We start from the raw sequence: 25323 nt of genomic DNA, 5'->3' as shown, positions 1-25323 counted from the left end.
ATTAGCGTTTCACAAGCGGCTTTGCACTCCCTACACTCAGCGCCAATGTATACCTGCCTCCTCAGGAGAATAAAATAATGCAACCCAGGAACGGTTTTTTAGTCTGGCTCGGCGGCTTAAGCGTGCTGGGCTTTTTGGCCACCGATATGTACCTGCCGGCTTTTGCCGCGATGCAGGAAGATTTGCAAACCCCCGCTGCCGCCATCAGTGCCAGCCTGAGTTTGTTCCTCGCCGGTTTTGCTTTTGCACAGCTGCTCTGGGGACCGCTCTCGGATCGCTTTGGTCGTAAACCGGTACTGCTGCTGGGTCTGGCCATTTTTGCCGTGGGCTGCCTGGGGATGTTATGGGTACGCGACGCCACCTGGCTGCTGGTGCTGCGCTTCGTTCAGGCCGTGGGCGTCTGTGCCGCGGCCGTGACCTGGCAGGCGCTGGTGACCGACTACTACCCGGCTAACCGCACAAACCGTATTTTCGCCACCATTATGCCGCTGGTGGGCCTCTCCCCTGCCCTGGCTCCGCTGCTGGGCAGCTGGATCCTCGCGCACTTTGACTGGCAGGCCATTTTTGCCACGCTGTTTGCCATCACGCTGGTGCTGATGCTGCCGGCGTTTGCCCTCAAGCCTGCGCATAAAAAAGAGGCGCATGCCGACGCGAAGCCGATTACCTTCACCTCACTGTTGAGCGCCAAAGCGTATCGCGGGAATGTCCTGATCTATGCCGCCTGCTCGGCAAGCTTCTTCGCATGGCTCACCGGCTCGCCGTTCATTCTGCACGATATGGGCTACAGCCCGGCAGCCATCGGCCTGAGCTATGTTCCGCAGACAATCGCGTTCCTTGTGGGCGGGTACGGCTGTCGCGCGGCGCTGCAAAAATGGGAAGGCCAGCAGATGCTGCCGTGGCTGCTGGTGCTGTATGCGCTGAGCGTCATCGGGACCTGGACCGTTGGCTTTATTCCGGGTGCCGGTCTGGCCGAAATTTTGATCCCGTTCTGCGTGATGGCCATTGCGAACGGGGCGATTTACCCTATCGTTGTGGCGCAGGCGCTGCGTCCATTCCCGCATGCAACAGGCCGCGCCGCCGCGCTGCAGAACACCCTGCAGCTGGGTTTGTGCTTCCTGGCAAGCCTGGTGGTCTCGGCGCTGATTGCTACGCCGCTTTTGACCACCACCAGCGTGATGCTGTTCACCGTAGCGCTGGCGGCATTGGGCTATCGCATGCAGGCCTCCGCGCAGCGTGAGCAGGATAACGGTGCTCAGGTGGAAACCTCGCATGCCTGATTGCGCCAGAAATCATGTTATATTTCAGTGATTAGGTTGCTAACAATTTTCTATTGAATCACCAAATTTTGAAGCCTATACTAAATTTGGTTCGATTAAATACGATAAATATTAAGTGTTAACGGGAGCCGGAGTGCTCCCGTTTTACCATGGAAGGCATTTCGGCAAGGGTTATCTCCCTTCCTCTGTTCTACGTCGGATACTAGCCTCGCGGTATTTACCGTGAGATTTCTCACAAACCAAAAAAAGCGTCTACGCTGTTTTAAGGTTCTGATCACAGTAGGGTGATGGAGAAGCTATGAGTTCATCGTGTATAGAAGAAGTCAGCGTTCCGGACGATAACTGGTCCCGGATCGTCAGTGAACTGTTAGGTCGAGCAGGCATCACTATCAATGGATCATCGCCATCCGATCCTCAGGTTAAACATCCCGACTTTTTTAAACGCGTGTTGCGGGAAGGGTCGTTAGGCCTGGGAGAAAGCTACATGGACGGCTGGTGGGAGTGTGAGCGTCTGGATACCTTTTTCGCCAGCGTGTTGCGTGCCGGTCTTGAAAATCAACTCCCTCGCAACCTGAAAGACACCCTGCGCGTCGCCTCTGCCCGACTTTTCAATCTCCAGAGTAAAAAACGCGCGTGGATCGTTGGCAAAGAACATTACGATCTTGGCAATGATTTGTTCAGCCGTATGCTGGACCCTTTCATGCAATACTCCTGCGCCTACTGGAAAGAGGCCTCGACGCTTGAAGAGGCTCAGCAGGCGAAGCTGCGTCTGATTAGCGAGAAGCTGCAGCTACAGCCCGGCATGCGCGTGCTGGATATCGGCTGCGGCTGGGGTGGGCTGGCATATTTTATGGCGAAGCATTATGGCGTCAGCGTGGTCGGCGTGACGATCTCAGCGGAACAGCAAAAAATGGCGCGGGAGCGCTGCCAGGATCTCGATGTGGATATCAGGCTGCAGGACTACCGTGACCTGAATGAACAGTTTGACCGGATTGTTTCCGTCGGCATGTTCGAGCACGTGGGGCCAAAAAACTACGATACCTATTTTGAGGTGGTGGACCGGAATCTGAAACCGGACGGCATCTTCCTGCTGCACACCATCGGCTCTAAGCGGACCGACAATAACGTTGACCCGTGGATCAACAAATACATCTTTCCGAATGGCTGTTTACCGTCCGTTCGCCAGATTGCCAACGCCAGTGAACCCCATTTCGTGATGGAAGACTGGCATAACTTTGGCGCGGACTACGACACCACCTTAATGGCATGGCATGAACGTTTCCAGAAAGCCTGGCCAGAGATTGCGGACAACTATTCTGAACGATTCAAACGAATGTTTAGCTATTATCTGAATGCCTGCGCGGGGGCGTTTCGCGCACGGGATATTCAGCTCTGGCAGGTGGTATTCAGCCGTGGGATAGAACACGGACTGCGTGTCGCACGCTAAAAAAAATAACCCCGGATATCCGGGGTTATTTTTTATTCTTCTTCGGCGGTCTTTATTATTGCGGCTTCTTTTGCTGCCAGCACGCGCTCAACCGTATCCACCACAGCCTGGGTCTGCGGATCGATTTCGATATTCACGCGATGCCCCAGTTTTTTCGCGCCCAGCGTGGTGCGCTGCAGCGTTTCAGGAATTAAATGCACGCAGAAACGCGTTGGCGTCACTTCCCCTACCGTCAGGCTAATCCCGTCAATGCCAATAAATCCTTTATAGAGGATGTATTTCATTAATGACGGGTCCTGCATTTTAAACCAGATTTGACGGTTATTTTCCGAGGTCACGATTTTCGCCACTTCGGCGGTGGTCATGATGTGCCCCGACATAAGATGACCGCCAATCTCATCGCTGAACTTCGCCGCGCGCTCAACGTTGATGGTATCGCCTACCACCAGCTCGCCCAGGTTAGTGATGCGCAGCGTCTCTTTCATTAAATCAAAGCTAATCTGGTTGCCGTTAATTTCGGTAACGGTCAGGCAGCAGCCGTTATGGGCAATCGACGCGCCGGTTTCAATGCCCTCAAGCATATATTCCGGCAGCTCAACAACATGAGTACGGAAATTAGGTTTTTCATCAATGGACACCACTTTGGCAGTGCCCTGCACAATACCAGTAAACATGCTTACAACTCCTGTTTTTTCCGAACGGTGATGACACCGTTTAATCCCTCCACAATAACAGTTGGAAAAACAGGTTGCCAGCAGAGCGCATTTTCTGGCGATTTTTTCACTAGATAAATAGCTAAAGCCCGCTACAATAGCTGGCACCCCCCTGCATTTTCTTCTTGCTGCCAGTTTCGGCGGCTTTTTTAGTCTCTCATATAACTACAAAATAAAGGTGTTCACGTGCAGAAGTACATGAATGAAGCGCGCCAGTTATTGGCACTGGCTATACCAGTGATCGTCGCGCAGGTGGCCCAGACCGCAATGGGATTTGTGGATACGGTAATGGCGGGTGGCTACAGCGCCACCGACATGGCGGCCGTAGCTATCGGCACGTCAATCTGGCTTCCGGCCATCCTGTTCGGCCACGGTCTGCTGCTCGCGCTCACGCCTGTTATCGCTCAGCTCAATGGTTCGGGGCGCCGCGAGCGCATTGCCCATCAGGTCCGCCAGGGCTTCTGGCTGGCAGGATTTGTCTCGGTGCTGATTATGGTCGTGCTCTGGAACGCGGGCCATATCATTCGCGCTATGCATAATATTGACCCGGCACTGGCAGACAAAGCCGTGGGTTATTTGCGCGCGCTGCTCTGGGGTGCGCCTGGCTACCTCTTCTTCCAGGTGGCGCGTAACCAGTGTGAAGGCCTGGCGAAAACCAAGCCCGGCATGGTGATGGGCTTTATCGGGCTGCTGGTCAACATTCCCGTTAACTATGTCTTTATTTACGGTCATTTCGGGATGCCGGAGCTGGGCGGCGTCGGCTGCGGCGTGGCGACGGCCGCCGTTTACTGGGTAATGTTCTTCTCGATGCTTACCTTCGTGAAGCGCGCCCGCTCCATGCGCGATATTCGTAACGAGCACAGATTCAGCACGCCGGACTGGAACATCATGACGCGTCTGGTGCAGTTAGGGTTGCCGATTGCCCTCGCGCTGTTCTTTGAGGTGACCCTGTTTGCCGTGGTCGCCCTGCTGGTCTCCCCGCTGGGCATTGTGAACGTCGCCGGGCACCAGATCGCGCTGAACTTTAGCTCCCTGATGTTCGTCCTGCCGATGTCGCTGGCGGCGGCGGTGACGATTCGCGTAGGCTTCCGCCTGGGCCAGGGCTCAACGCTCGATGCGCAAACGGCCGCCCGAACCGGACTGGGCGTCGGCGTCTGCATGGCGATCTGTACTGCGCTCTTTACCGTTGCATTACGCGAGCAGATCGCCCTGCTCTATAACGACAATCCGGAAGTCGTCACGCTGGCATCGCACCTGATGCTGCTGGCCGCGATTTACCAGATTTCTGACTCCATTCAGGTGATTGGCAGCGGCGTGCTGCGCGGCTATAAAGATACGCGTTCCATCTTCTTTATCACTTTCATCGCCTACTGGGTGCTGGGTCTGCCGTGTGGCTATATTCTGGCCCTGACCGACCTGGTGGTTGAGCGCATGGGGCCGGCAGGGTTCTGGATGGGCTTTATCATCGGCCTGACCTCGGCGGCGATTATGATGATGATGCGCATGCGCTTCCTGCAGCGCCAGCCATCAACGGTCATTTTGCAACGCGCTGCACGTTAACGACGCAGTAGCCGCCGCCTGGCGGCTACTTTCTCTTCACTTTGCGCGGTAATACAGCAATCGCGTGAAATCAGAGAGAAAATTGCATTTTCCCTCTTGCCACCTCGATGCTGTGCCGCTAATATTCGTCCCCGTTGTCACCGACAACACGTTGCGTTCATAGCTCAGTTGGTTAGAGCACCACCTTGACATGGTGGGGGTCGTTGGTTCGAGTCCAATTGAACGCACCATTCTGCGTCCGTAGCTCAGTTGGTTAGAGCACCACCTTGACATGGTGGGGGTCGGTGGTTCGAGTCCACTCGGACGCACCATTTCAGTCCTGAAATGGTGCAACTCCTCTTCTCATATCCTGAATTTTCCTAATCCCTTATTTTCTTCATTGTTCTCCTGCTACGCTTTTCCTATGGAAAAAAACACAGGAAACGTGTTGATGAAGAAGATCGCGATTATCGGCTCCGGCCCCACAGGGATTTACACCTTTTATCACCTGCTTAAGAACAGCACGCCGCTCTCCGTTTCCGTTTTCGAACAGGCCGATGAAGCCGGCGTGGGTATGCCCTATAACGACGACGATAATTCCCGGCTGATGCTGGCGAACATTGCGAGCATTGAAATCCCGCCCATTTTTATGACCTACCTCGACTGGCTCAAGGAACAGAGCGACGCCCATCTGTCGCGTTTTAAGGTTGATAAAGCCAGCCTGCACGATCGGCAGTTCCTGCCTAGGATCCTGCTGGGGGAGTATTTTCGCGACAGCTTTCGATCAATCGTAAAAGAGGCGAAAAAGCTGGGGTTCCAGGTTGAGATCCATGAATCAGCGAAGGTCACCGACATCACCCCTTCGACAACCGGCGTGACGATTTCGGTCAACGACCGCGCCCTACCGGATAAATTCGACCTGGCGGTTATCGCCACCGGCCACGTCTGGCCAGACGAGGATGAAGCCACGCGCACGTTCTTCCCAAGCCCGTGGTCCGGTCTGATGGACGCCAGCATTCCCCCTTGCCGCGTGGGCATTATGGGCACCTCGTTGAGCGGTCTCGACGCGGCTATGGCGGTGGTGATGCAGCACGGTGAGTTTCGTGACGGTAAATTCATCCTCGACAACGGCAGCGAAGGGTTACACATTACGCTGATGTCCCGGACGGGCATTCTGCCGGAAGCCGATTTTTACTGCCCTATTCCTTACGAACCGCTGTCGGTTTTGACCGAATTCGTGGTGGAAAGCGAGATAGCCAAAGGACCGGATGGCCTGCTTGACCGCATTTTTGCCCTGATGGTCAAAGAGCTTCAGCTTGCCGATCCGGCGTGGTGCGAGAAAATGTCTCTGCATACGCTGAATGCGGACACTATTCGTGAGGCCTGGTTTGAGGATCGTAAACGCCACGGCCCCTTTACCTGGGCGGAAGAGAATCTCAACGAGGTTGAACGCAACAAACGGGAACGCCGTACCGTGGCCTGGCGCTATACCGTGCTTCGGCTGCATGAAGTGGTTCAGGAGATCGTCCCCCATCTCGATGAGCAAGACGGTGAACGCTTCAGTCAGGGGCTGGCTCGGGTATTTATCGACAATTATGCCGCCATTCCTCCGCAGTCTATCCGCAGGCTGCTCGCACTTCGCGAAGCCGGCATCATCAGCGTGGCCGCGCTCGGTGACGACTACACGCTCGACGTTGGCAGCGATCGAACGGTGATAACCACAAAAGAGACCGTCTATCGTTTCGACGTATTTATTGACGCACGCGGACAAAAGCCGCTCAAAACGAAAGATCTGCCCTTCCCGACGCTGCGAAAACAGCTGGAAGCAACGGGAGATCGGATACCCGATATCGGCGAGGATTACACCTTAAAAGCGCCTGACATCGTGCGCGGACGCATCGCCTTCGGCGCGATACCGTGGCTGATGCACGACCGTCCCTTCGTTCAGGGGCTGGCGGAATGTGCTGAGATTGCAGAAGCGATGGCGAAGGCGGCTGAAAAACCCGCGTCGGGATCGCGGAGAAGGTTACCGTATATTGAGATCTGACAGGGCTTCCATGCCCTGCTGTCGGTAATTACTCGAAGAAGACTTCCGGGTTTTCCGACAGCGAAACGAAACTTTTCGTCGCTTTATCCAGCGCGAGGATTTCGCCGCTTTCAATATCGTACACCCAGCCGTGCAGTCGGATGGAGTTATTACGCAGGCCCACCGCAACGGACGGATGGGTCTTGATGTTGCTCAGCTGCGCAAAGACGTTTTCCTGCACCATCGCATTGACCTTATCGATCGGCTTATCCCAGGTTTTCTTCTCAACCACGGCTTTCGCCGCGTCGGAATAGCGCAGCCAGTGTGACACCGCAGGCATCGGCTCCAGGTTCGCGTTATCGGCAATCGCCTTCATTGCGCCACAGTTGGAGTGACCACAAATCACGATATCCGTGACGCCCAGCGCCACCACGGCGTATTCGATGGTTGCGGACACGCCGCCAGGCTCCGGTCCGAACGGCGGCACGATGTTGCCAGCATTACGAATGACAAAGAGTTGTCCTGGCTCTTGCTGGGTGACCAGTTCCGGGACCAGACGGCTGTCGGAGCATGAGATGAACAGCGCTTTGGGATTCTGGCTGGACGCTAAACTGCGGAAGAGTTCTTTACGTTGCGGGAAAATCTCTTTTTGAAAGCTGAGAAAACCTTCAATGATATGTTGCATAGCAATGTCTCTTTTATCTGTTTTAGTTTAGGCATGATCGAGATCACACTCGTAAAGTTTACCCATCGTGGTTTACTTCAGACAAGCAATATATTTCTGGCCCGACCGCTGCACGATCTCGTCCGCACTGGTCAGGATGTTCTGCCCTTCGAACGCGCCGTAAAGACGTTCAAAGGTTTTGCCTTCGAGATGACTCACCACCGACGCCACCGTTCGGGCCGGCAGCGGGAGATAATTCGGGTAGCTCCACATAAACGAGACGGCGTCTTTACCCGGCGTGACCTGCAGAATATCGCCAACCAGCAATACCCCGTCCCCCTCCTGCCAGTGCAGCACCGTTCCCCCGGCAAAATGCCCACCCAGACGCAGCAGGGTAACCGACGGGAAAATCTCCAGCGTATCCCCCTCCCAGAAATCAATGGCAGGGCTGTCGCGCATGACCCACTCTTTGTCGCTGGCGTGCAGGTACACCGGCGCGTCAAACGCCGCAGCCCACTCCTGCATCGTGGTGTAATAGTGCGGATGTGAAATCGCAATCGCGCTGATGCCGCCAAGGGCGGCGATGAGGGTTTGGGTTGCGGGATCGAGGTTGGCGATGCAGTCCCAGAGGATATTGCCGTGGGGCGTTTGCAGGAGCAGCGCCCGCTGGTTAATCGCAAACGCAGGAACCGTTTTGATACCGAATAATCGCGGCTCCAGCTGCTGCCATTTGTTGCTGTGCGCCGCGGTGATGGTATCGAGATCGGTCCACGCCTGCCCCGTGATGGGTACATACTGGCGTTCATCCTCACAAATCGGGCATCTGTCCGGCTGCGTATCGTAGGCGGTTCCACAGGTTTTACAGAGTGTAATCATGTGCTCTCCTCAGCGATAAAGCACTGAGTATGGCAGGGATTATCCTTATGTGCTGCGAGGTACATTGCTGGCTTTTTTTGCCCTATACTGTGCCAGTATCGAAAACTGAACAGAGCAGGTGCAACATGGAAATTGATCTCGATAACTTAGTCTTTAACGGTCTGGATGAAGCAGAAGAGCGTAATGCGGAACGTCTGGACGATGCAGACAAAAAAGCGCAGGCGATTGTCGCCGACGACGACTGCGGCGACGCCTGCAAGATCTAATAAAAAAAGCACCGGGAAACCGGTGCTTTTTTTATTTCACTCGTTAAACGTCACGCACACCTCGTTCCAGTAGGTTTCGCGCGTGCGGCGCAGTTCAGCGTGACGTTTTATCATGGAACCACTCCGGGTCAATGTTGGCAACGTCTACGCCATACAGGCTGGCGACAGGCAGTATCGACTCAAGAACACGTTGCGCGCTGTTCTCCGCATTCGCTGGCCGGGCCGCAAAAAACCGCCGTAACGTGCTGATCCACTTTTTCATCGTCTTACCCTCTCTCGCCGTGTCTGACCTCAGTTAAGCACCCAAATCCCGTGCAGGGGAAATACCAAAATCCACTGTCTATGTGCAGGATCTGCAAATAGCACCCCGTCCTTTTCACGCTTCATTAACACCTTGTTCACTAATGCTTTTTTGCTCATAGCAAAGAACGATTTCTTATTTGGCGATAGCTTTCCCTTATGGGAGCGTAACGGGGTAAAACAAAAACAACGGGATGGCGAATGACTATGGCAGCAAATATGAAAGGGTTTACCAAACGGACACTGGTTCTGGGATTACTGGCGGCGGGGAGCCTGCTTTCAGCTCAGGCACAGGCCGATCAGCTGGCGGATATTAAGGCAGCAGGGGTGGTGAAAGTGGCCACGTTTGACGCCAACCCGCCGTTTGGCTCGATTGATGCAAAAACGCATGAGATCGTGGGTTATGACGTGGACTTTGCCAAAGCGCTGGCAAAATCGCTCGGCGTGAAGCTTGAACTGGTTGCCACCAATCCGGCCAACCGCATTCCGCTGCTGCAGTCCGGCAAAGCCGACCTGATCGTGGCGGATATCACCATCACCCCGGAACGCGCACAGGTCATTGATTTTTCTACGCCTTACTTCGTTACCGGCCAGCAGTTCCTCGTTCCGGCAAAATCACCGGACAAGCTTGATGACTATAGCCGGGCGCGCATTGGCGCAGTCAAAGGAACGACGGGCGAGCAGGCGCTGCACCAGCGTTTCCCGCAGTCCCGCGTCCTCTCTTATGACGACATCCCGCTGGCGTTGACCGCACTGCGCAATGGCAACGTCCAGGCCATTACCCAGGACAGCACCATTCTGGCCGGCCTGCTGGCGCAGGCGCCGGACAAAGCCAATTTCAAAATCCTGCCCGACCTGCTCAGTAAAGAAGAGATTGGCGTGGGGGTGAAGAAAGGTGAAACGGCGCTGCTGAAGGCCGTTAACGACGAACTGGTTAATCTCGAGAAGACCGGTCAGGCGGCAAAAATCTATGATGTCTGGTTTGGTCCTGGCACCCCTGCTCCACAGCCGCGCGCCTTTAAAATAGAAGCCAGGTAATTATGCTCTCAGGTTTATTTTCACACTCCGCGGCCGGTGCCGCGGATTTTTCACATCTGGAACAGGCCAGCGTCGAGTTTCGTCATGTGGACAAACGCTACGGTGACCATCAGGTTTTAAACGACATTAACCTCACCATCACGCCCGGTGAAGTGGTTGCCATCCTCGGCCCTTCAGGCTCCGGTAAATCCACCCTGATCCGTCTTATCAACCAGCTTGAAACCCTGAGCGGCGGGGAGATTCTGGTCGACAACAAGCCTACCGGAAAGCTCTCCGGTACCGGGCTGCGTCAGCTGCGAAGCCGCGTGGGGTTTGTGTTCCAGCAGTTCAATCTTTACGCCCATCTCACCGCCAGCCAGAACATCACCCTGGCACTGGAGCACGTTCACGGCTGGAAGCCGCATCCTGCTCAGGAGCGTGCGCTGGCCCTGCTGGAGAAAGTCGGGATGCTGGAAAAGGCCCACCATTACCCGGCAGAGCTTTCCGGCGGGCAGCAGCAGCGCGTGGCGATAGCCCGCGCCCTCGCCTCTTCACCGCAAATCATTCTGTTTGATGAACCCACCTCCGCGCTGGATCCGGAGATGATTGGTGAAGTGCTGTTCGTGATGAAAGCCCTCGCCCACAGCGGGATCACGATGATCGTGGTGACCCATGAGATGCAGTTTGCCCGGGAAATCGCCGACCGGATTGTCTTTATCGACGGCGGGCAAATTCTGGAAACCGCGCCGCCGGCGCAGTTTTTCAGCCAGCCAGCGCATCCGCGCGCGCAGCGCTTCCTGCAAAAGGTGCTCAACCCGCTGCATCAGGAGCATCTGTAATGCCCGCGCTCGACTGGCAGGGGGTACTGACCGGACAGCCTCTGCAGTGGATACTCTCCGGATTCCTCACCACCCTGTGGGTGACGCTGGCGGGGATCGCGCTGGCCAGCCTGCTCGCACTGCTCTTTATGCTCCTGCGCCTGTCCGGGGGACGCGTCGGGAAAGCGATCGTCAGCGGCTGGGTATCACTCTTTCGCAATACCCCGCTGCTGGTGCAGCTACTGTTCTGGTATTTTGCCGCCTGGAACGGGCTGCCGCAGGCGTTTCGTGACGCGGTCAACGCCGATCACAGCTGGTCGATTCTGCCCGGCGACGTCTGGTGGTTTACGCCCGAATTTTTATGCTCTGCCTGGGGGTTGGGCGTTTTTACCTCGGCGTTTTTAATCGAAGAGGTGGAAGCAGGATTGCGTTCCGTGCCCGCCGGGCAGCGGGAGGCGGCGCTCGCCCAGGGATTCTCCGCGTGGCGCTTGTTTCGCTTCATCCTTCTGCCGCAGGGCCTGGCCAACGCCTGGCAGCCCGTTGTGGGCCAGTATCTCAATCTGATGAAGCTCTCCTCGCTCGCCAGCGGGATTGGCTTCGCCGAGCTCACCTATCAGGTCAGGCAGATCGAAAGCTATAACGCGCACGCGCTGGAGGCGTTTACCCTCGGTACCGTGCTCTATCTGCTGACCGGTCTGGTCATGGGAATGGTGTTGGTCCGCCTTGGGCCGCAGGCGAAACGTAAACGCCCGAACGTCGTCATCGCAGGGAGTAAAAAACATGATTGCCGGACTTAATGTCATCACCGATAACCTCGATTATCTGCTGTGGGGACGCGCGGCAACGGGTGAACCGGGAGGCGTACTGCTTTCGTTAATGATGGCAGCAGGCGCTGCGGTTATCGCTCTGCCCGGAGGGATACTGCTCGCGTGCCTGGCCTGGCGCTTTACCGGGCTCGTGCGAAAAGTCCTCTTTTTATGGGCAGAACTGATTCGCGGTATCCCGCTTATCTTCGTGATTTTCTGGATGTGGTATCTCCTGCCGCTCATCACCGGGGGCGATCTGCCCGGGGCGCTGACCGTCATGCTGGCGCTGGCCTGGTTTACGGCGGCCACCGTGATGCACTCGGTGCTGGCCGGGCTGAGCGCGCTGCCGACCGGGCAGTACGAGGCGGCGCTGTCTCAGGGCTTCAGCACCCAACAAACCCTGTTGCGCGTGCTGCTGCCGCAGGCGCTGAGGAATATTCTGCCGTCGCTGGTGGGGATTTTTATCAGCCTGCTGAAGGATACGTCGCTGGCGTTTATCGTGAACGTCCCGGAGCTGACCACGGTGGCGGGACAGGTCAACAACCGGGTGCAAATCTACCCGGCGGCCATTTTTATCTTTACGGGCGTGGTTTACTACCTGCTCTGCTGCTCGCTCGAGCAGCTTGCGAAGCGCTGGCGCCTTACCCGGCCAGCGCTTTAACCACCGTTTCCATTGCTTCGGTTGTCAATTCACTGCGTTTAACGCGCTGGTTCGCCAGCGCGGTACGCAGTACCCCGGCAATGACAATATGCTTTGGCTCCTGCCCTAAATCACGCATCTCGAGCACCACCTTTCCGACCACCCGGCACATCTCCTGGTACAGCGCTTCATCTTTGGTCACGTTACCCATCGTCATCACTCCATTGCCTTTTAAACGTTGAGCTTAAATGATTCTCCAGCCGGATACAAAAAAGAAGCCCGGCGATAGACTCGCCGGGCTTCATCAGTAAAATCAGTAAATTAGTTGTTTACAGGAATAACCGCGCCTTTGTACTTGGTGCGAATCCAGTCCTGAATCTCTTTCGAGTGCAGCACGTTCACCAGCGCGACGATATCTTTCTTCTTCTCGTCACCGCGATGCACGGTAATGATGTTGGCGTACGGGTTGTTTTCACCGCTCTCAACGGCAATCGGGTCGTGAACCGGATCCAGACCGGCGTCAATCGCGTAGTTGGCGTTGATCACCACCGCATCGCCTTCGTTGTTGTTGTACATCTGCGGCAGCAGAGACGCTTCAACGTTAGGCGTGAACTTCAGCTTTTTCGGGTTCTCGACGATGTCGCTGATGCGCGCGGTCACTTTATCGATGCCCGGCTTCAGCTTGATCACGCCCTCTTTCTCGAAGATGGAAAGAATACGCCCCTCTTCAGAAACCGCGTCACGCATGATGATCTTGCCGCCTTCCGGCAGGTCTTTCAGCGACTTGTATTTTTTGGAGTAGATGCCGATTGGCTCAATGTGGATCGCGCCCGCACTGACAAAATCGTAGTCCTTATCGCCCGCATGATCTTTCAGCACGCTGTTCAGGTAAGGAATATGCTGGAAATAGTTCGCGTCGATGTCATGACCCGCCAGCGCGGTATTCGGCAGAATGTAGTCCTGGAACGGTTTAATCTCCAGGTCGATACCCTGCTTCGCCAGAATCGGCTTTGCCTGCTCCAGAATTTCCGCATGCGGCGTGTTGGACGCGCCCACGGTCAGGGTGTCGGCCCAGGAGGCGAAGCTCAGGGCGCTCAGGGTTGCTGCGGCGATCAGTGTCAGTGTCTTTTTCATGATGTGGTTCCTGTGTGTATTTATTAGCGTTTATCTAACAGTGAAGTAATGACATCGCCGCAGAACTGGATAATGAAAACGATGATCAGAATGGTCACCGTTGCCACCAGCGTGACGTCACCATGGTTGCGCTGGAATCCTTCCAGATAAGCCAGATTTCCCAAACCACCGGCGCCAATCACCCCCGCCATTGCGCTGTAGCTCACCAGCGCAATCAGCGTCACCGTAATACCTGATACCAGTGCGGGTGATGATTCCGGCAGTAAAACCCGAAACACGAGCGTGCTCAGTCGTGCGCCCATCGAGCGCGTCGCTTCAATCACGCCTTTATCCACTTCACGCAGGGCGATCTCCACCAGGCGTGCGTAGAACGGTGCGGCACCCACTATCAGGGCCGGCAGCGCCGCGTTGGCGCCAAGAATGGTGCCGACGACGGTCTTGGTGAACGGGATCAGCAGCACAATCAAAATGATGAACGGAATCGAGCGGAACACGTTCACCACGATCGAAATCACGCTGTAGACCGTGCGGTTATGGAACAGACCGCCGCGCGCGGTTAAAAACAGCGCCAGACCCAGCACGATGCCCAGCACAAAGGTCGCCACGCCGGACAGCGCGGTCATGTACAGCGTCTCAAGCGTCGCCGCCCAGAGCTGATCCCACTTGAGGTGCGGAAAGAGATTCTCAGCCATGTTTAATCACCTCGCCTTCAATATCGCTGTGCTGCAGGTCGGCGAGGATATTGTTCAGTTGTTCGTCAGATGCCACGACGTGCACCCAGAGTTGACCAAACACGCCGTGAGCGGTTTGGGTCATTTTTCCGTGCAGGATGTTAAACGGCAGGCCGTAGCGCAGCGTCAGTTCGCCCACAATCGGCTTATGCGTGCTGTGCCCGGTAAAGGTCAGCCTGATGACCGTCCCTTCCAGATCGTTTGCCAGTTCGGTATTGAACGTTTCTTCTTCAGCGTACTGGCTCACCTGACGCACAAACTGCTGCGTAATCGGCTGCTGCGGATGGGTAAAGACGCTCAGCACGTCTCCCTCTTCCACCACCTTACCGTTCTCCATTACCGCCACGCGGTCGCAGATTTTGCGCACCACGTGCATCTCGTGCGTGATGAGCACGATGGTCAGCTTAAAGCGGCGGTTAATATCCAGCAGCAGATCGAGGATCTGATCGGTGGTCTGCGGGTCAAGCGCGGAGGTGGCTTCATCGCAGAGCAGCACATCCGGGCGATTAGCCAGCGCACGCGCAATACCCACGCGCTGCTTTTGACCACCGCTCAGCTGCGACGGATAGGCATGCTCGCGGCCTTTCAGGCCAACGAGTTCAATAAGCTCGGCCACGCGGGCCTTAATTTCGGCTTTCGGTACGCCGGCAATTTGCATCGAGAACGCAATATTCTCGCTGACCGTGCGCGACCACAGCAGGTTAAAGTGCTGAAACACCATGCTGATCTTCAGACGCGCCTGGCGCAGCGCTTCACCTTTTGCGGCAGAAATGTTCTGCCCGTTGATGGTTACGCTGCCGCTGCTCGGTTTTTCCAGCCCGTTGAGCAGGCGGATAAGCGTACTTTTACCTGCGCCGCTGTAACCAATGATCCCGTATATCTGTCCCTGTGCTATCGTCAAATTGACGTTATCAACGGCTGTGAGTGCCACCTTTCCGTTGTCAAAAACCTTCGAAATATTGCTCAGTACAATCATTCTTATTCATTATCCGTGCCGCCCGTGGCGGTTTAGCAGTATGGATGTCCAAACGATAGTAAACAGCCGTTACCCGCTTTTAAATGAACAAAAAAGAATGTGTTATAACTTTCCGAAATAAACAGCGGATTTACCGGGTGGGAAGCATTTAGACCAATTTCAGCAATGATTATCTGCCGGATGCATATCTGCTGGCGGACGGGCGCAAAAAACGGTCATTTTTGCAGCATTTTATCCCGATATAGCCATCCTCACATCCAGACAACTTTACGTCTTGCTGTCCTGCCATCCAGAAATGGCATTTATATTCCTTTCTGTTCTAAACGGCAGTGAATGGTTCTTTATTGAGAAAATTTCACCGCCCTATCATCCCGTCATGACATCCAGAAAGGAAAACATCATGACGATTTATCACTCCGTCACCGAACTGATTGGTCGTACCCCGCTGATCCAGCTGCATAAGCTTGATACCGGTCCCTGCTCGCTCTTTCTGAAGCTGGAAAACCAGAACCCGGGCGGTTCGATTAAGGATCGCGTTGCGCTGTCAATGATTAACGAAGCGGAACGTACCGGTAGGCTGAAGCCTGGCGGCACGATAATTGAGGCTACGGCGGGCAATACCGGTCTCGGCCTGGCCCTGATCGCCGCCCAGAAAGGCTACTCGCTGATTCTGGTGGTGCCGGACAAAATGAGCCGCGAGAAGATTTTCCACCTGCGCGCGCTGGGTGCCCAGGTGGTGCTGACCCGCTCCGACGTCAATAAGGGCCACCCGGCCTATTACCAGGATTACGCCCAGCGCCTGGCCAGTGAGCTGCCCGGCGCGTTTTACATCGACCAGTTCAACAACGAAGCCAACCCGCTGGCGCACCGCACCACCACGGCGCCGGAACTGTATGAACAGCTTGACGGCCGGATCGACGCCATCGTCGTGGGCGTCGGCTCAGGCGGCACGCTGGGCGGCCTGCAGGCGTGGTTCGCCGAGCACTCTCCGCATACTGAATTTGTCCTGGCAGACCCGGCCGGATCCGTTCTGGCCGACCAGGTGGAAACCGGACGCTACCACGACGCGGGCTCCTGGCTGGTTGAGGGAATTGGTGAAGACTTTATTCCGCCGCTGGCCCACATTGAAGGGGTGAATCGCGCCTGGCGCATCACCGACCGCGAAGCCTTCACCACCGCGCGCGAGCTGCTGAAAACGGAGGGCATTCTGGCGGGTTCCTCCAGCGGCACGCTGCTGGCGGCCGCGCTGAAGTATTGCCAGGCGCAGACCACGCCGAAGCGCGTGGTGACCTTCGCCTGCGACAGCGGCAATAAATATCTCTCGAAGATGTTCAACGACGACTGGATGCGACAGCAGGGGCTCATCACGCGTCCTCAGGCCGGCGACCTCTCTGACTACATCGCCCTGCGCCACGATGAAGGCGCCACCGTTACCGCGGCCCCGGACGACACGCTTTCCACCGTTCTGGCACGCATGCGTCTGTATGACATCTCCCAGCTGCCGGTGCTGGAGAACGGCAAGGTGGTCGGCATTATCGACGAGTGGGATCTCCTGCGGCATATCGGCGGCGACGGCGATCGCTTCGCGCTGCCGGTGACGGCAGCCATGACGCGTCAGGTGGAGTTTCTTGATAAACACGCCCCGGAAAGCGCCCTGCACGCCATCTTCGACCGCGGCCTGGTGGCCGTCATTAATGACAACGACCGTTTTCTCGGTCTGATTACGCGCAGCGACGTTCTGACCGCCTGGCGCAACCGTCTTCAGCAATAAAGGAACAGATGATGAAAAACCTGGCTACCCTGAGCGTCCACAGCGGCGAGTTCAACGACCAGCACGGCGCCGTCATGCCGCCGATTTACGCCACCTCGACGTTTGCGCAACCGTCACCCGGCGAGCATACCGGCTATGAGTATTCGCGCAGCGGCAACCCTACCCGCCACGCGCTGGAAACCGCGATCGCCGAACTGGAGGGCGGCGCGCGCGGCTACGCCTTCGCCTCCGGTCTGGCGGCCATCTCCACGGTGCTCGAACTGCTGGATAAAGACAGCCATATCGTTGCCATTGATGACGTTTACGGCGGGACGTACCGCCTGATCGAAAACGTGCGCAAGCGCAGCACCGGCCTGCAGGTCAGCTGGGTTAAACCGGACGACCTCGCCGGGCTCGAGGCCGCCATCCGCCCGGATACGCGAATGGTGTGGGTCGAGACGCCGACCAACCCGCTGCTGAAGCTGGCGGATCTGGCGGCCATCGCGGCAATCGCCCGTCGTCATAACGTCATCAGCGTGGCGGATAACACCTTCGCGTCGCCGGTGATCCACCGTCCGCTGGAGTCGGGTTTCGATATCGTGGTGCACTCCGCCACCAAATACCTTAACGGCCACTCTGACGTGGTCGCCGGGCTGGCGATTGTCGGGGATAACAAGGAACTGGCGGACAAGCTGGGCTATCTGCAAAACGCGGTGGGCGGCGTTCTGGATCCGTTCAGCAGTTTCCTGACGCTGCGCGGTATTCGCACGCTCGCGCTGAGGGTCGAAAAGCACAGCACCAACGCGCTGGCGATTGCGCAATGGCTGGAGCAACACCCTCTGGTCGAAAAGGTGTTCTATCCCGGCCTGGAGTCGCATCCGCAATATCAGCTTGCCCGCACCCAGATGGCCCTGCCCGGTGGCATGATTTCCGTCGTGGTAAAAGGCGATGCGCAACGCGCCGCCGAGGTGATTCGCAACCTGAAGTTGTTCACCCTCGCGGAGAGCCTGGGCGGCGTGGAAAGTCTGGTGAGCCAGCCTTACAGCATGACCCACGCGTCGATTCCGCTCGAGCAACGCCTGGCAAACGGCATTGTGCCGCAGCTGATCCGCCTGTCAGTCGGGATTGAAGATCCCAAAGACCTGATTGCCGACCTCAGCCAGGCGCTGCAAAAATAAGCAAAATGCGGCAGGTCCCTCACCTGCCGCCACAAGTTGTCATCATGGCTTAACGCATTGATAACAATATTATGTGAAACTGCACAGATTATTTCTGAAACACCGTTTCCATTTTCCTTTTATCTTCAAATCAGCGTATAATGCGCGCCTAATCCCTGGTGAATGGTTTCAGCGCTTGGAATACAAAAAACAACGTACAACTTCTCCTCTCCTTCGTTGGGCTGTCACTCAGGCACACTTTCTTCTGCACGCTCATTTGATGTCTCCTATCCTTAGTGCGTGTCATATACTCTTTTGCAACACAGGTTTGACTCCGCGGCGGTGCGCCCCCGGAGCGAGATTTCCATATCCTTCCCAACTTAAAGACTAAGACTGTCATGAAAAAGACGAAAATTGTTTGTACTATCGGCCCGAAAACCGAATCTGAAGAGATGCTGAGCAAAATGCTGGATGCCGGCATGAACGTGATGCGTCTGAACTTCTCCCACGGTGACTACGCAGAACACGGTCAGCGTATCCAGAACTTGCGCAACGTGATGAGCAAGACCGGTAAAAAAGCCGCGATCCTGCTGGATACCAAAGGTCCAGAAATCCGTACTATCAAACTGGAAGGCGGTAACGATGTCTCTCTGAAAGCAGGCCAGACCTTCACCTTCACCACCGACAAATCCGTTGTCGGCAACAGCGAAATCGTTGCAGTGACCTATGAAGGCTTCACCAACGACCTGTCCGTCGGTAACACCGTGCTGGTAGACGATGGTCTGATCGGTATGGAAGTCACCGCGATCGAAGGCAACAAGGTTATCTGTAAAGTGCTGAACAACGGCGACCTGGGCGAAAACAAAGGCGTTAACCTGCCAGGCGTCTCTATCGCACTGCCAGCGCTGGCTGAAAAAGACAAACAGGACCTGATCTTCGGTTGCGAACAAGGCGTTGACTTTGTTGCGGCATCCTTCATCCGTAAGCGTTCTGACGTAGTTGAAATTCGTGAGCACCTGAAAGCGCACGGCGGTGAGAAGATCCAGATCATCTCCAAAATTGAAAACCAGGAAGGCCTGAACAACTTCGACGAAATCCTCGAAGCGTCTGACGGCATCATGGTTGCACGTGGCGACCTGGGTGTAGAAATCCCGGTTGAAGAAGTGATCTTCGCGCAGAAGATGATGATCGAGAAATGCGTGCGCGCGCGTAAAGTGGTTATCACCGCAACGCAGATGCTGGACTCCATGATCAAAAACCCACGCCCTACCCGCGCTGAAGCAGGCGACGTGGCAAACGCCATCCTCGACGGTACTGATGCGGTTATGCTGTCCGGTGAATCCGCCAAAGGTAAATATCCGCTGGAAGCGGTGTCCATCATGGCCACCATCTGCGAACGTACCGACCGCGTGATGAAAAGCCGTCTGGACTACAACAACGACAGCCGCAAGCTGCGCATCACCGAAGCGGTATGCCGCGGTGCGGTAGAAACGGCTGAGAAACTGGAAGCCCCACTGATCGTGGTTGCCACCCAGGGCGGTAAATCTGCTCGCGCCGTGCGTAAATACTTCCCGGATGCGACTATCCTGGCGCTGACCACCAACGAAACCACTGCCCGTCAGCTGGTGCTGAGCAAAGGCGTGATCCCACACCTGGTGAAAGAGATCGCGTCTACGGATGATTTCTACCGTCTGGGTAAAGAAGTGGCTCTGGAGCTGGTTGATCGTGGTCTGGCACAGAAAGGTGACGTTGTGGTCATGGTTTCTGGCGCACTGGTACCAAGCGGCACTACCAATACCGCATCTGTTCACGTGCTGTAATAATTCCTGAACGAATTAATTTGGATAAAAAGCGCCCTCCGGGCGCTTTTTTTATTCCTGGCATTAGCCAAACGCATTCAAAATGCAAATCGGGTTTTTCTATTTAATTGCGAATTATCTAAGATGAATCCGATGATAAATGCCTTTTTTTCCTTAGATTTTTGCCCGAAAAGGGCTGATTCGATGCTTCTTTGAGCGAACGATCAAAAATAGGTGTATTCCCATCAAAAAAATATTCTCAACCCAAAAAACTTTGTGTAATACTTGTAACGCTACATGGAGATTAACTCAATCTAGAGGGTATTAATAATGAATCGTACTAAACTGGTACTGGGCGCGGTAATCCTGGGTTCTACTCTGCTGGCTGGTTGCTCCAGCAACGCTAAAATCGATCAGCTGTCTTCTGACGTTCAGACTCTGAACGCTAAAGTTGACCAGCTGAGCAACGACGTGAACGCAATCCGTTCCGACGTTCAGGCTGCTAAAGACGACGCAGCTCGCGCTAACCAGCGTCTGGACAACCAGGCTACTAAATACCGTAAGTAATAGTACCTGTTAATAAAATGGCGCACATTGTGCGCCATTTTTTTTGCCTGCGTCAAACGGCTACTGCGTCACCTTCTCTCCTTCATCTTCCGCTACCGCAGCAGATACCCGGCTGTTCTGCACCGACAACACGCTATTGCTGGCTGACGGGCCGCTACCGGACGACACGATAACCGGGATCCCGGCGCGACGTGACAGGGCTTTATCAATCAGCGCCTTATCGCTTCCCGCCTGAGAAACAAAGGTCGCAAAGTCAGCGGAATGGGTAATGGGCGAGACCTGCGGATTCTCCCCTTCTACCTGCGCAAGCGGACGGTGGACTTCAATATAGCGTTTACCATCCGGCTCAACGGAGAATTTCACGGGTTCATTAATAATCTGCACCCGCGTGCCCACCCGCACCTGTTCGAACAGGGCCTTAATGTCCGGGGCGTTCATCCGCATACAGCCGGAGCTGACCCGCAGGCCGACGCTGTCCGGCGCGCTGGTGCCGTGGATAAGATATTCCCCATTCCCCACGCCTAAACGCAGCGCGAAGCGTCCCAGGGGGTTATTTGGCCCGGCAGGAACCACCGGAGGCAATTTGATGCCCTGCTCCAGAGAACGTGCTCTGATGCCCGGCGTGGGCGTCCAGGTGGGATTAGGGATCTTCTGGCTCACCCGCGTGGTCGTCACCGGCGTTTCCAGCCCCAGCTGTCCGATACCCAGCGGGAAAACCTGAACAATGTTTTGCCCCGGCGGGAAGTAGTAGAGCCGAAGCTCAGCGAGATTCACCACAATCCCCTCGCGCGGCGTATCCGGCAACAGCATTTGCGACGGAATGGTAATGACGGTTCCCGGCGCAGGGTTAACCGGCGCAATGGTATTGTTGGTTTCCAGGATCACCTGCGCCGCCGTATTAAACCGACGGGCGATGGTCTGCAGCTTATTATCCCCTTCCTGTATCGTGTAGGTTTGATTTTGCCCAATCAGACGACTGCCTGCGGGCGGCAACGGATAGTCCATCGCGCGGGCCGAATTAAGGGCACCGAGCGAACTGAGGAGTAATAGAGTTATGAGAGACGCGCGCTTCATGCTGAGATTCCTTATTCACTGACAGAACGCCAGAAAGCTGAAAAACCAGCGAGGCGGGAACCACCTCGCGAAACAGAATGAATGCTGTTCTGTAAGTCTAGCTAAGGATTGCAGCTTTGGCGCGGATGGCGCGAATCATCGCTTCCAGTCCCTGAGAACGGGACGGGGTGAGGTGTTGGGTTAAGGCCATTTTTTCAAACCACGGGCGGACATCGAACGCGACAATATCCTGCGCCGACATCTGCTGATAAAGGCTAAAGACGACCGCAATAAGCCCTTTTACAATGGCGGCATCGCTGTCGCCGCGCAATTCTATCGTGCCGTCATCAGACTGCGTCATCACAATCCAGACCTGGCTCTGACAGCCCTGAATAATATTTTCCGGGCTATGCGCCTCTTCACCGAGCGGCGGCAGACGCTGCCCCAGCTCGATGATATAAAGGTACTTCTCTTCCCAGTTTGCGCAACGCCCAAAGTTGCGCAGCAATTTGTCTCTGTCCGGCAGTTCTGCCATCGTTTGCCTCTCCGTTAACCCAGCAGCTGGTGAATGCGCTTAAGCCCCGCCACCAGCCTGTCGACCTCTTCCGTCGTGTTGTACATCACCAGAGATGCGCGGCACATTGCCGGCACCTGGTAAAACGCCATCAGCGGCATGGCGCAGTGGTGCCCGGTGCGGACAGCCACGCCGTAGTTATCAAGGAAACTGCCCACGTCATAGGCGTGGTGTTTCCCGAGATTGAACGCGATCACCCCCTGACGATCGGCAGGCCCGTAGAGGGTCAAATCCGGCACGCTGGCAAGCTCCGCAAGCGCATAGTGCATCAGCAGCCGTTCATACTCCTGAATGGCATCAAGACCGATGGCAGAGACGTAAGAGACCGCCGCCCCCAGACCGATAATCCCACCGGTGTTGGGCGTGCCCGCTTCAAAACGCCACGGCGCGCGCGCGTAGGTCGTGCCTTCCGTCAGGCTGACGGTGGCGATCATCGACCCGCCCCCTTCCCACGGCGGCATCGCCTGCAGAATGTCTTCTTTTACATACAGCACGCCTATCCCGGTCGGCCCATAGAGCTTGTGGCCTGAAAAGACGTAGAAATCACAGTCCAGCGCCTGAACGTCAACCGCGTGGTGCATCACTGCCTGGGCGCCGTCAATCAGGACCTTTGCGCCCGCCTGACGGGCTTTTTCCACAATCGCTGCCACCGGGTTTTCAGTCCCTAGCACGTTGGAAACCTGAGTAACCGCCACCAGCCGCGTGCGGCCATCCAGCAGTGCATCGAGCTGCTCAAGCTGAAGCGTCCCGTCAACGTTGAGCGGAATGACCCGCAATTGCGCACCAACGCGCTCGCAGAGCATCTGCCACGGCACGATATTGGCGTGATGCTCCATCTGGGTGATGATGATGTTATCCCCCGCGTGGACCTGCGCGTTGCCCCAGCTGTTAGCGACAAGGTTGATCCCTTCGGTGGTTCCGCGCACGAAGACCAGCTCTTCCGGCGAGCGGGCGTTAAGAAAAGCGGCAAGCTGCGTGCGCACGTTTTCCATCCGCTGGGTCGCCTCGGCGCTCAGGGTATGAATACCGCGATGCACGGCGGCATAGCCGTGGCGATAAAACTCGGCTTCGGCATCCACCACTTGATTCGGCTTCTGCGCGCTGGCCGCGCTGTCCAGATAGGCCAGAGGAAGACCGTTCACTTCACGGGTCAGAACCGGGAAATCTGCCCGTACTTTCTCAACGGGAAAACTCATGCTTCGCCTCCAGGCAGACGCTGACCGATACGCGCCAGCACCTGCTGTTTTAACTGACCATCGTGCAGCGCTTCCGTCAGTTCGGCGGCAAACGCATAGATAATCATTTTCTGCGCCGCCTGCTGGTCGATACCGCGGGAACGCAGGTAGAACATCTGTTCGTCGTCGATTCGCCCGACCGTCGCACCGTGGCTGCACTTCACGTCGTCGGCGTAGATCTCCAGCTGCGGTTTGGTGTCCACCTCCGCCAGTCGGCCCAACAGCAGATTGTTGTTGGTCATCTGCCCGTCGGTTTTAATGGCGTGCTGCGCCACGTTAATCAGACCGTTAAACACCGCTCGCCCTTTATCACTCACGATGGTTTTGTGCAGCTGGCGGCTGTTGCAGTAGCCTTTGTTGTGCTCCAGCCACGTGCGCGTGTCGCACACCTCAGATTTAACCGGCATCGCCAGGCTGTTGATGCGCAGCGTGGTGTTTTCACCGTTAAGCTGCGTGCTGGTGTTGTGGCGCAGCACCGACCCGCCGAGCAGGAAGCTATGGCTGTACGCCGCCGCATCCTGGCCCAGGACAATGTCGTTATGGGCAAAGTGGTGGCTCTGCGCATTCTCAAACGCCAGCTTGATGTGGTGTAGCTGGGCATTAGCCGCCACGTTCATCGTCAGACGCGACCCGGTAAAGTGACGCGTCTCATTGAGGCTGACGTAATGTTCGATGATCGTGGCCTCGGCGCCCTCCGCCAGCTCAAGATGGTGACGATAGTGCGCGGTATTGATTTCGTCGCCGTCCAGACCCTGAGTGATGTGCATCAGCAGCAGCGGCTTAGCCGGACGCTGGTTACGCTTCACGTGGATGTGCGTCACGCTGCGGGCCAGGCTCTCGGTCAGGTGCAGGAAAACCTCAGGCTGAACCGGGGCGCTCAGGGGCTGGCGATCGTCGTTTATCTCAATCTCAAATCCGCTCGCCTGAAGAGCGTCGCTCAGCTCCGGACGGAACTGACCGTCGACAAACACCAGGCGCAGGGCATCGACACGCAAGGCCAGCGCGTCGCGCTGTGCTGGGGTGAGATCCGCCAGACGAGTCACAAACTCGGCGTTTAGCAGGCCATCGAGCGGAGTATATTTCCAGTTCTCATGCTTACGCGTCGGCAGACCAAGACGCAGCATCTGCTGCAGATGCTGCTGCGCCTGCGCCGAGCGCGTGCCGCCCTGGGCTTCAAACAGCCGGTGCCACTGCTGGAGCGCATTACTGCTGTTCGGTAAGCCAGCCATAGCCCTGCTCCTCCAGTTGTTTAACCAGCGTGAAATCACCGGATTTGACAATACGCCCCTGATAAAGCACGTGAACGTAATCCGGCTTGATGTAGTCCAGAATGCGCTGATAGTGGGTGACGATGATGAATGAACGCTTGCCGTCGCGCAGGGAGTTCACTCCGTCAGCGACAATCTTCAGGGCGTCGATGTCCAGACCGGAGTCGGTCTCATCCAGAATGCACAGCTCGGGCTCCAGCACCGCCATCTGCAGAATGTCGTTACGCTTTTTCTCGCCGCCGGAAAAACCGACGTTCACCGAGCGGGTCAGCAGATCTTCCGGCATTTTCAGCAGCTTGATCTTCTCTTCCATCAGGTCCTGGAAGTCGAAGCGGTCCAGCGCCTCCAGGCCACGGTATTTGCGCACCGCGTTGAGCGCAGTTTGCAGGAAGAACTGATTACTGACGCCCGGAATTTCGACCGGGTACTGGAAGGCCATAAAAATGCCCTCTCCCGCACGATCTTCCGGCGACATCTCCAGCAGATTTTTGCCGTTAAACTCGACCGAGCCGTGGGTTACTTCATAATCTTCGCGTCCGGCCAGCGTGGCAGAAAGCGTACTTTTCCCGGAACCGTTCGGCCCCATGATGGCGTGGACTTCGCCCGGCTTGACGTCAAAATTGAGGCCACGCAGGATGGCTTTGTCTTCTACGCTGACCTTTAAATCTTTAATGCTTAACATGTGCTTTC

27 protein-coding genes and 2 tRNA genes are annotated in these 25323 nt (G+C 56.1%); 16 read left to right on the top strand and 13 right to left on the bottom strand.

Going from position 1 to position 25323, the window contains the following annotated elements:
* Positions 1 to 77 precede the first annotated feature (77 nt).
* Together punC and cfa are read left to right on the top strand one after the other, a co-directional pair.
* The gene (gene punC / locus PUP35_RS09080; RefSeq protein ID WP_274242882.1) at positions 78 to 1277 is read left to right on the top strand and encodes a purine nucleoside transporter PunC; all 1200 of its coding nucleotides are present in this window, start codon (positions 78 to 80) and stop codon (positions 1275 to 1277) included.
* Between the two features lie 298 nt (positions 1278 to 1575).
* Entirely contained in the window at positions 1576 to 2724 is a 1149-nt protein-coding gene (cfa, locus tag PUP35_RS09075) for a cyclopropane fatty acyl phospholipid synthase (protein ID WP_111965647.1), read from the top strand.
* 32 nt (positions 2725 to 2756) lie between these two features.
* Here cfa and PUP35_RS09070 read toward each other — a convergent pair whose 3' ends face one another.
* Positions 2757 to 3398 (bottom strand): riboflavin synthase subunit alpha, encoded by a 642-nt coding sequence (locus PUP35_RS09070; RefSeq protein WP_095442481.1) that lies wholly within the window; start codon positions 3396 to 3398, stop codon positions 2757 to 2759.
* A 225-nt stretch (positions 3399 to 3623) separates the two neighbouring features.
* On the opposite strand from PUP35_RS09070, the gene mdtK reads away from it, so the two are divergent.
* From mdtK to PUP35_RS09050, 4 genes are all read left to right on the top strand, one after another.
* Positions 3624 to 4997, top strand: coding sequence for an MdtK family multidrug efflux MATE transporter (mdtK, locus tag PUP35_RS09065; protein ID WP_111965646.1), 1374 nt, complete (start codon positions 3624 to 3626; stop codon positions 4995 to 4997).
* A gap of 153 nt (positions 4998 to 5150) precedes the next feature.
* A tRNA-Val gene (locus tag PUP35_RS09060) sits at positions 5151 to 5227 on the top strand.
* 4 nt (positions 5228 to 5231) lie between these two features.
* Positions 5232 to 5308: transfer RNA gene (locus PUP35_RS09055), tRNA-Val, on the top strand.
* 119 nt (positions 5309 to 5427) lie between these two features.
* Entirely contained in the window at positions 5428 to 7023 is a 1596-nt protein-coding gene (locus PUP35_RS09050; RefSeq protein WP_115874856.1) for an FAD-NAD(P)-binding protein, read from the top strand.
* 28 nt (positions 7024 to 7051) lie between these two features.
* On the opposite strand, the gene PUP35_RS09045 is transcribed toward PUP35_RS09050, so the two are convergent.
* The gene (locus tag PUP35_RS09045) at positions 7052 to 7687 is read right to left on the bottom strand and encodes a carbonic anhydrase (RefSeq protein ID WP_109844381.1); all 636 of its coding nucleotides are present in this window, start codon (positions 7685 to 7687) and stop codon (positions 7052 to 7054) included.
* 72 nt (positions 7688 to 7759) lie between these two features.
* Positions 7760 to 8542, bottom strand: a complete 783-nt coding sequence (locus tag PUP35_RS09040) for an MBL fold metallo-hydrolase (protein WP_274242874.1) — start codon at positions 8540 to 8542, stop codon at positions 7760 to 7762.
* A 125-nt stretch (positions 8543 to 8667) separates the two neighbouring features.
* Between PUP35_RS09040 and PUP35_RS09035 the strand changes: the two genes are divergently transcribed.
* Entirely contained in the window at positions 8668 to 8808 is a 141-nt protein-coding gene (locus tag PUP35_RS09035) for a hypothetical protein (RefSeq protein WP_003857665.1), read from the top strand.
* Between the two features lie 94 nt (positions 8809 to 8902).
* Here the strand turns inward: PUP35_RS09035 and PUP35_RS09030 are convergent, their stop codons facing one another.
* On the bottom strand, positions 8903 to 9070 hold the full coding sequence (locus PUP35_RS09030) for a hypothetical protein (RefSeq protein WP_038419198.1): 168 nt from the start codon (positions 9068 to 9070) through the stop codon (positions 8903 to 8905).
* Positions 9071 to 9315: 245 nt separating this feature from the next.
* Between PUP35_RS09030 and PUP35_RS09025 the strand changes: the two genes are divergently transcribed.
* The 4 genes from PUP35_RS09025 to PUP35_RS09010 are packed head-to-tail and all read left to right on the top strand — an operon-like array spanning position 9316 to position 12410.
* On the top strand, positions 9316 to 10146 hold the full coding sequence (locus PUP35_RS09025; RefSeq protein WP_181899764.1) for an ABC transporter substrate-binding protein: 831 nt from the start codon (positions 9316 to 9318) through the stop codon (positions 10144 to 10146).
* Between the two features lie 2 nt (positions 10147 to 10148).
* Positions 10149 to 10964, top strand: coding sequence for an amino acid ABC transporter ATP-binding protein (locus tag PUP35_RS09020; RefSeq protein ID WP_274242868.1), 816 nt, complete (start codon positions 10149 to 10151; stop codon positions 10962 to 10964).
* Positions 10964 to 11740 (top strand): amino acid ABC transporter permease, encoded by a 777-nt coding sequence (locus tag PUP35_RS09015; protein ID WP_274242865.1) that lies wholly within the window; start codon positions 10964 to 10966, stop codon positions 11738 to 11740. The genes PUP35_RS09020 and PUP35_RS09015 overlap by 1 nt, the downstream gene beginning before the upstream one ends.
* The gene (locus PUP35_RS09010) at positions 11724 to 12410 is read left to right on the top strand and encodes an amino acid ABC transporter permease (protein ID WP_149366739.1); all 687 of its coding nucleotides are present in this window, start codon (positions 11724 to 11726) and stop codon (positions 12408 to 12410) included. The genes PUP35_RS09015 and PUP35_RS09010 overlap by 17 nt, the downstream gene beginning before the upstream one ends.
* Here PUP35_RS09010 and fumD read toward each other — a convergent pair.
* The 4 genes from fumD to PUP35_RS08990 all read right to left on the bottom strand — a co-directional run bounded on the left by fumD (position 12391) and on the right by PUP35_RS08990 (position 15230).
* On the bottom strand, positions 12391 to 12600 hold the full coding sequence (gene fumD / locus PUP35_RS09005) for a fumarate hydratase FumD (protein ID WP_008500615.1): 210 nt from the start codon (positions 12598 to 12600) through the stop codon (positions 12391 to 12393). The two genes, PUP35_RS09010 and fumD, sit on opposite strands and share 20 nt — an antisense overlap.
* Before the next feature lie 110 nt (positions 12601 to 12710).
* A complete protein-coding gene (locus tag PUP35_RS09000; protein WP_008500616.1) occupies positions 12711 to 13523 on the bottom strand; it encodes a MetQ/NlpA family ABC transporter substrate-binding protein in 813 nt (270 codons plus the stop codon).
* Between the two features lie 23 nt (positions 13524 to 13546).
* Positions 13547 to 14215, bottom strand: a complete 669-nt coding sequence (locus PUP35_RS08995; RefSeq protein ID WP_008500617.1) for a methionine ABC transporter permease — start codon at positions 14213 to 14215, stop codon at positions 13547 to 13549.
* A complete protein-coding gene (locus tag PUP35_RS08990; protein ID WP_045910313.1) occupies positions 14208 to 15230 on the bottom strand; it encodes a methionine ABC transporter ATP-binding protein in 1023 nt (340 codons plus the stop codon). The genes PUP35_RS08995 and PUP35_RS08990 overlap by 8 nt, the downstream gene beginning before the upstream one ends.
* Before the next feature lie 400 nt (positions 15231 to 15630).
* On the opposite strand from PUP35_RS08990, the gene PUP35_RS08985 reads away from it, so the two are divergent.
* From PUP35_RS08985 to lpp, 5 genes are all read left to right on the top strand, one after another.
* Entirely contained in the window at positions 15631 to 17001 is a 1371-nt protein-coding gene (locus PUP35_RS08985; protein ID WP_271367728.1) for a cystathionine beta-synthase, read from the top strand.
* 11 nt (positions 17002 to 17012) lie between these two features.
* Complete coding sequence (locus tag PUP35_RS08980) at positions 17013 to 18158, top strand: trans-sulfuration enzyme family protein (protein ID WP_127732769.1); 1146 nt, start codon at positions 17013 to 17015, stop codon at positions 18156 to 18158.
* 73 nt (positions 18159 to 18231) lie between these two features.
* The gene (ynhH, locus tag PUP35_RS21975) at positions 18232 to 18528 is read left to right on the top strand and encodes a protein YnhH (protein ID WP_420889903.1); all 297 of its coding nucleotides are present in this window, start codon (positions 18232 to 18234) and stop codon (positions 18526 to 18528) included.
* A gap of 7 nt (positions 18529 to 18535) precedes the next feature.
* Positions 18536 to 19957, top strand: a complete 1422-nt coding sequence (gene pykF / locus PUP35_RS08975; RefSeq protein WP_115874849.1) for a pyruvate kinase PykF — start codon at positions 18536 to 18538, stop codon at positions 19955 to 19957.
* Positions 19958 to 20266: 309 nt separating this feature from the next.
* Positions 20267 to 20503 (top strand): murein lipoprotein Lpp, encoded by a 237-nt coding sequence (gene lpp / locus PUP35_RS08970; protein ID WP_010430241.1) that lies wholly within the window; start codon positions 20267 to 20269, stop codon positions 20501 to 20503.
* 60 nt (positions 20504 to 20563) lie between these two features.
* Here the strand turns inward: lpp and ldtE are convergent, their stop codons facing one another.
* From ldtE to sufC, 5 genes are all read right to left on the bottom strand, one after another.
* Entirely contained in the window at positions 20564 to 21577 is a 1014-nt protein-coding gene (ldtE, locus tag PUP35_RS08965; RefSeq protein ID WP_115874848.1) for a L,D-transpeptidase LdtE, read from the bottom strand.
* 97 nt (positions 21578 to 21674) lie between these two features.
* Positions 21675 to 22091: a cysteine desulfuration protein SufE gene (sufE, locus tag PUP35_RS08960; RefSeq protein ID WP_115874847.1), complete on the bottom strand. Its 417-nt coding sequence runs from the start codon at positions 22089 to 22091 to the stop codon at positions 21675 to 21677.
* Positions 22092 to 22105: 14 nt separating this feature from the next.
* On the bottom strand, positions 22106 to 23326 hold the full coding sequence (gene sufS, locus PUP35_RS08955) for a cysteine desulfurase SufS (protein ID WP_111965636.1): 1221 nt from the start codon (positions 23324 to 23326) through the stop codon (positions 22106 to 22108).
* Positions 23323 to 24594, bottom strand: coding sequence for a Fe-S cluster assembly protein SufD (gene sufD, locus PUP35_RS08950; RefSeq protein WP_127730509.1), 1272 nt, complete (start codon positions 24592 to 24594; stop codon positions 23323 to 23325). Before sufD ends, sufS begins: the two co-directional genes overlap by 4 nt.
* Positions 24569 to 25315 carry a Fe-S cluster assembly ATPase SufC gene (gene sufC / locus PUP35_RS08945; protein ID WP_127730507.1) on the bottom strand — a complete coding sequence of 249 codons (747 nt, stop codon included), beginning with the start codon at positions 25313 to 25315 and terminating at the stop codon, positions 24569 to 24571. The genes sufD and sufC overlap by 26 nt, the downstream gene beginning before the upstream one ends.
* Positions 25316 to 25323: the final 8 nt, after the last annotated feature.

The organism is Enterobacter sp. S-33 (assembly GCF_028735835.1).
Lineage (GTDB): Bacteria > Pseudomonadota > Gammaproteobacteria > Enterobacterales > Enterobacteriaceae > Enterobacter > Enterobacter vonholyi.
The sequence above is the reverse complement of the archived record's forward strand: the minus strand, read 5'-3'. Positions and strand labels throughout refer to the sequence as shown.

What these genes read in the sequence shown, in the direction of transcription:
- punC (WP_274242882.1), top strand. Translation starts at nt 78, where the DNA reads ATGCAACCCAGGAACGGTTTTTTAGTCTGGCTCGGCGGCTTAAGCGTG.
- cfa (WP_111965647.1), top strand. Translation starts at nt 1,576, where the DNA reads ATGAGTTCATCGTGTATAGAAGAAGTCAGCGTTCCGGACGATAACTGG.
- PUP35_RS09070 (WP_095442481.1), bottom strand. Translation starts at nt 3,398, where the DNA reads ATGTTTACTGGTATTGTGCAGGGCACTGCCAAAGTGGTGTCCATTGAT.
- PUP35_RS09050 (WP_115874856.1), top strand. Translation starts at nt 5,428, where the DNA reads ATGAAGAAGATCGCGATTATCGGCTCCGGCCCCACAGGGATTTACACC.
- PUP35_RS09045 (WP_109844381.1), bottom strand. Translation starts at nt 7,687, where the DNA reads ATGCAACATATCATTGAAGGTTTTCTCAGCTTTCAAAAAGAGATTTTC.
- PUP35_RS09040 (WP_274242874.1), bottom strand. Translation starts at nt 8,542, where the DNA reads ATGATTACACTCTGTAAAACCTGTGGAACCGCCTACGATACGCAGCCG.
- PUP35_RS09035 (WP_003857665.1), top strand. Translation starts at nt 8,668, where the DNA reads ATGGAAATTGATCTCGATAACTTAGTCTTTAACGGTCTGGATGAAGCA.
- PUP35_RS09030 (WP_038419198.1), bottom strand. Translation starts at nt 9,070, where the DNA reads ATGAAAAAGTGGATCAGCACGTTACGGCGGTTTTTTGCGGCCCGGCCA.
- PUP35_RS09025 (WP_181899764.1), top strand. Translation starts at nt 9,316, where the DNA reads ATGGCAGCAAATATGAAAGGGTTTACCAAACGGACACTGGTTCTGGGA.
- PUP35_RS09020 (WP_274242868.1), top strand. Translation starts at nt 10,149, where the DNA reads ATGCTCTCAGGTTTATTTTCACACTCCGCGGCCGGTGCCGCGGATTTT.
- PUP35_RS09015 (WP_274242865.1), top strand. Translation starts at nt 10,964, where the DNA reads ATGCCCGCGCTCGACTGGCAGGGGGTACTGACCGGACAGCCTCTGCAG.
- PUP35_RS09010 (WP_149366739.1), top strand. Translation starts at nt 11,724, where the DNA reads ATGATTGCCGGACTTAATGTCATCACCGATAACCTCGATTATCTGCTG.
- fumD (WP_008500615.1), bottom strand. Translation starts at nt 12,600, where the DNA reads ATGGGTAACGTGACCAAAGATGAAGCGCTGTACCAGGAGATGTGCCGG.
- PUP35_RS09000 (WP_008500616.1), bottom strand. Translation starts at nt 13,523, where the DNA reads ATGAAAAAGACACTGACACTGATCGCCGCAGCAACCCTGAGCGCCCTG.
- PUP35_RS08995 (WP_008500617.1), bottom strand. Translation starts at nt 14,215, where the DNA reads ATGGCTGAGAATCTCTTTCCGCACCTCAAGTGGGATCAGCTCTGGGCG.
- PUP35_RS08990 (WP_045910313.1), bottom strand. Translation starts at nt 15,230, where the DNA reads ATGATTGTACTGAGCAATATTTCGAAGGTTTTTGACAACGGAAAGGTG.
- PUP35_RS08985 (WP_271367728.1), top strand. Translation starts at nt 15,631, where the DNA reads ATGACGATTTATCACTCCGTCACCGAACTGATTGGTCGTACCCCGCTG.
- PUP35_RS08980 (WP_127732769.1), top strand. Translation starts at nt 17,013, where the DNA reads ATGAAAAACCTGGCTACCCTGAGCGTCCACAGCGGCGAGTTCAACGAC.
- pykF (WP_115874849.1), top strand. Translation starts at nt 18,536, where the DNA reads ATGAAAAAGACGAAAATTGTTTGTACTATCGGCCCGAAAACCGAATCT.
- lpp (WP_010430241.1), top strand. Translation starts at nt 20,267, where the DNA reads ATGAATCGTACTAAACTGGTACTGGGCGCGGTAATCCTGGGTTCTACT.
- ldtE (WP_115874848.1), bottom strand. Translation starts at nt 21,577, where the DNA reads ATGAAGCGCGCGTCTCTCATAACTCTATTACTCCTCAGTTCGCTCGGT.
- sufE (WP_115874847.1), bottom strand. Translation starts at nt 22,091, where the DNA reads ATGGCAGAACTGCCGGACAGAGACAAATTGCTGCGCAACTTTGGGCGT.
- sufS (WP_111965636.1), bottom strand. Translation starts at nt 23,326, where the DNA reads ATGAGTTTTCCCGTTGAGAAAGTACGGGCAGATTTCCCGGTTCTGACC.
- sufD (WP_127730509.1), bottom strand. Translation starts at nt 24,594, where the DNA reads ATGGCTGGCTTACCGAACAGCAGTAATGCGCTCCAGCAGTGGCACCGG.
- sufC (WP_127730507.1), bottom strand. Translation starts at nt 25,315, where the DNA reads ATGTTAAGCATTAAAGATTTAAAGGTCAGCGTAGAAGACAAAGCCATC.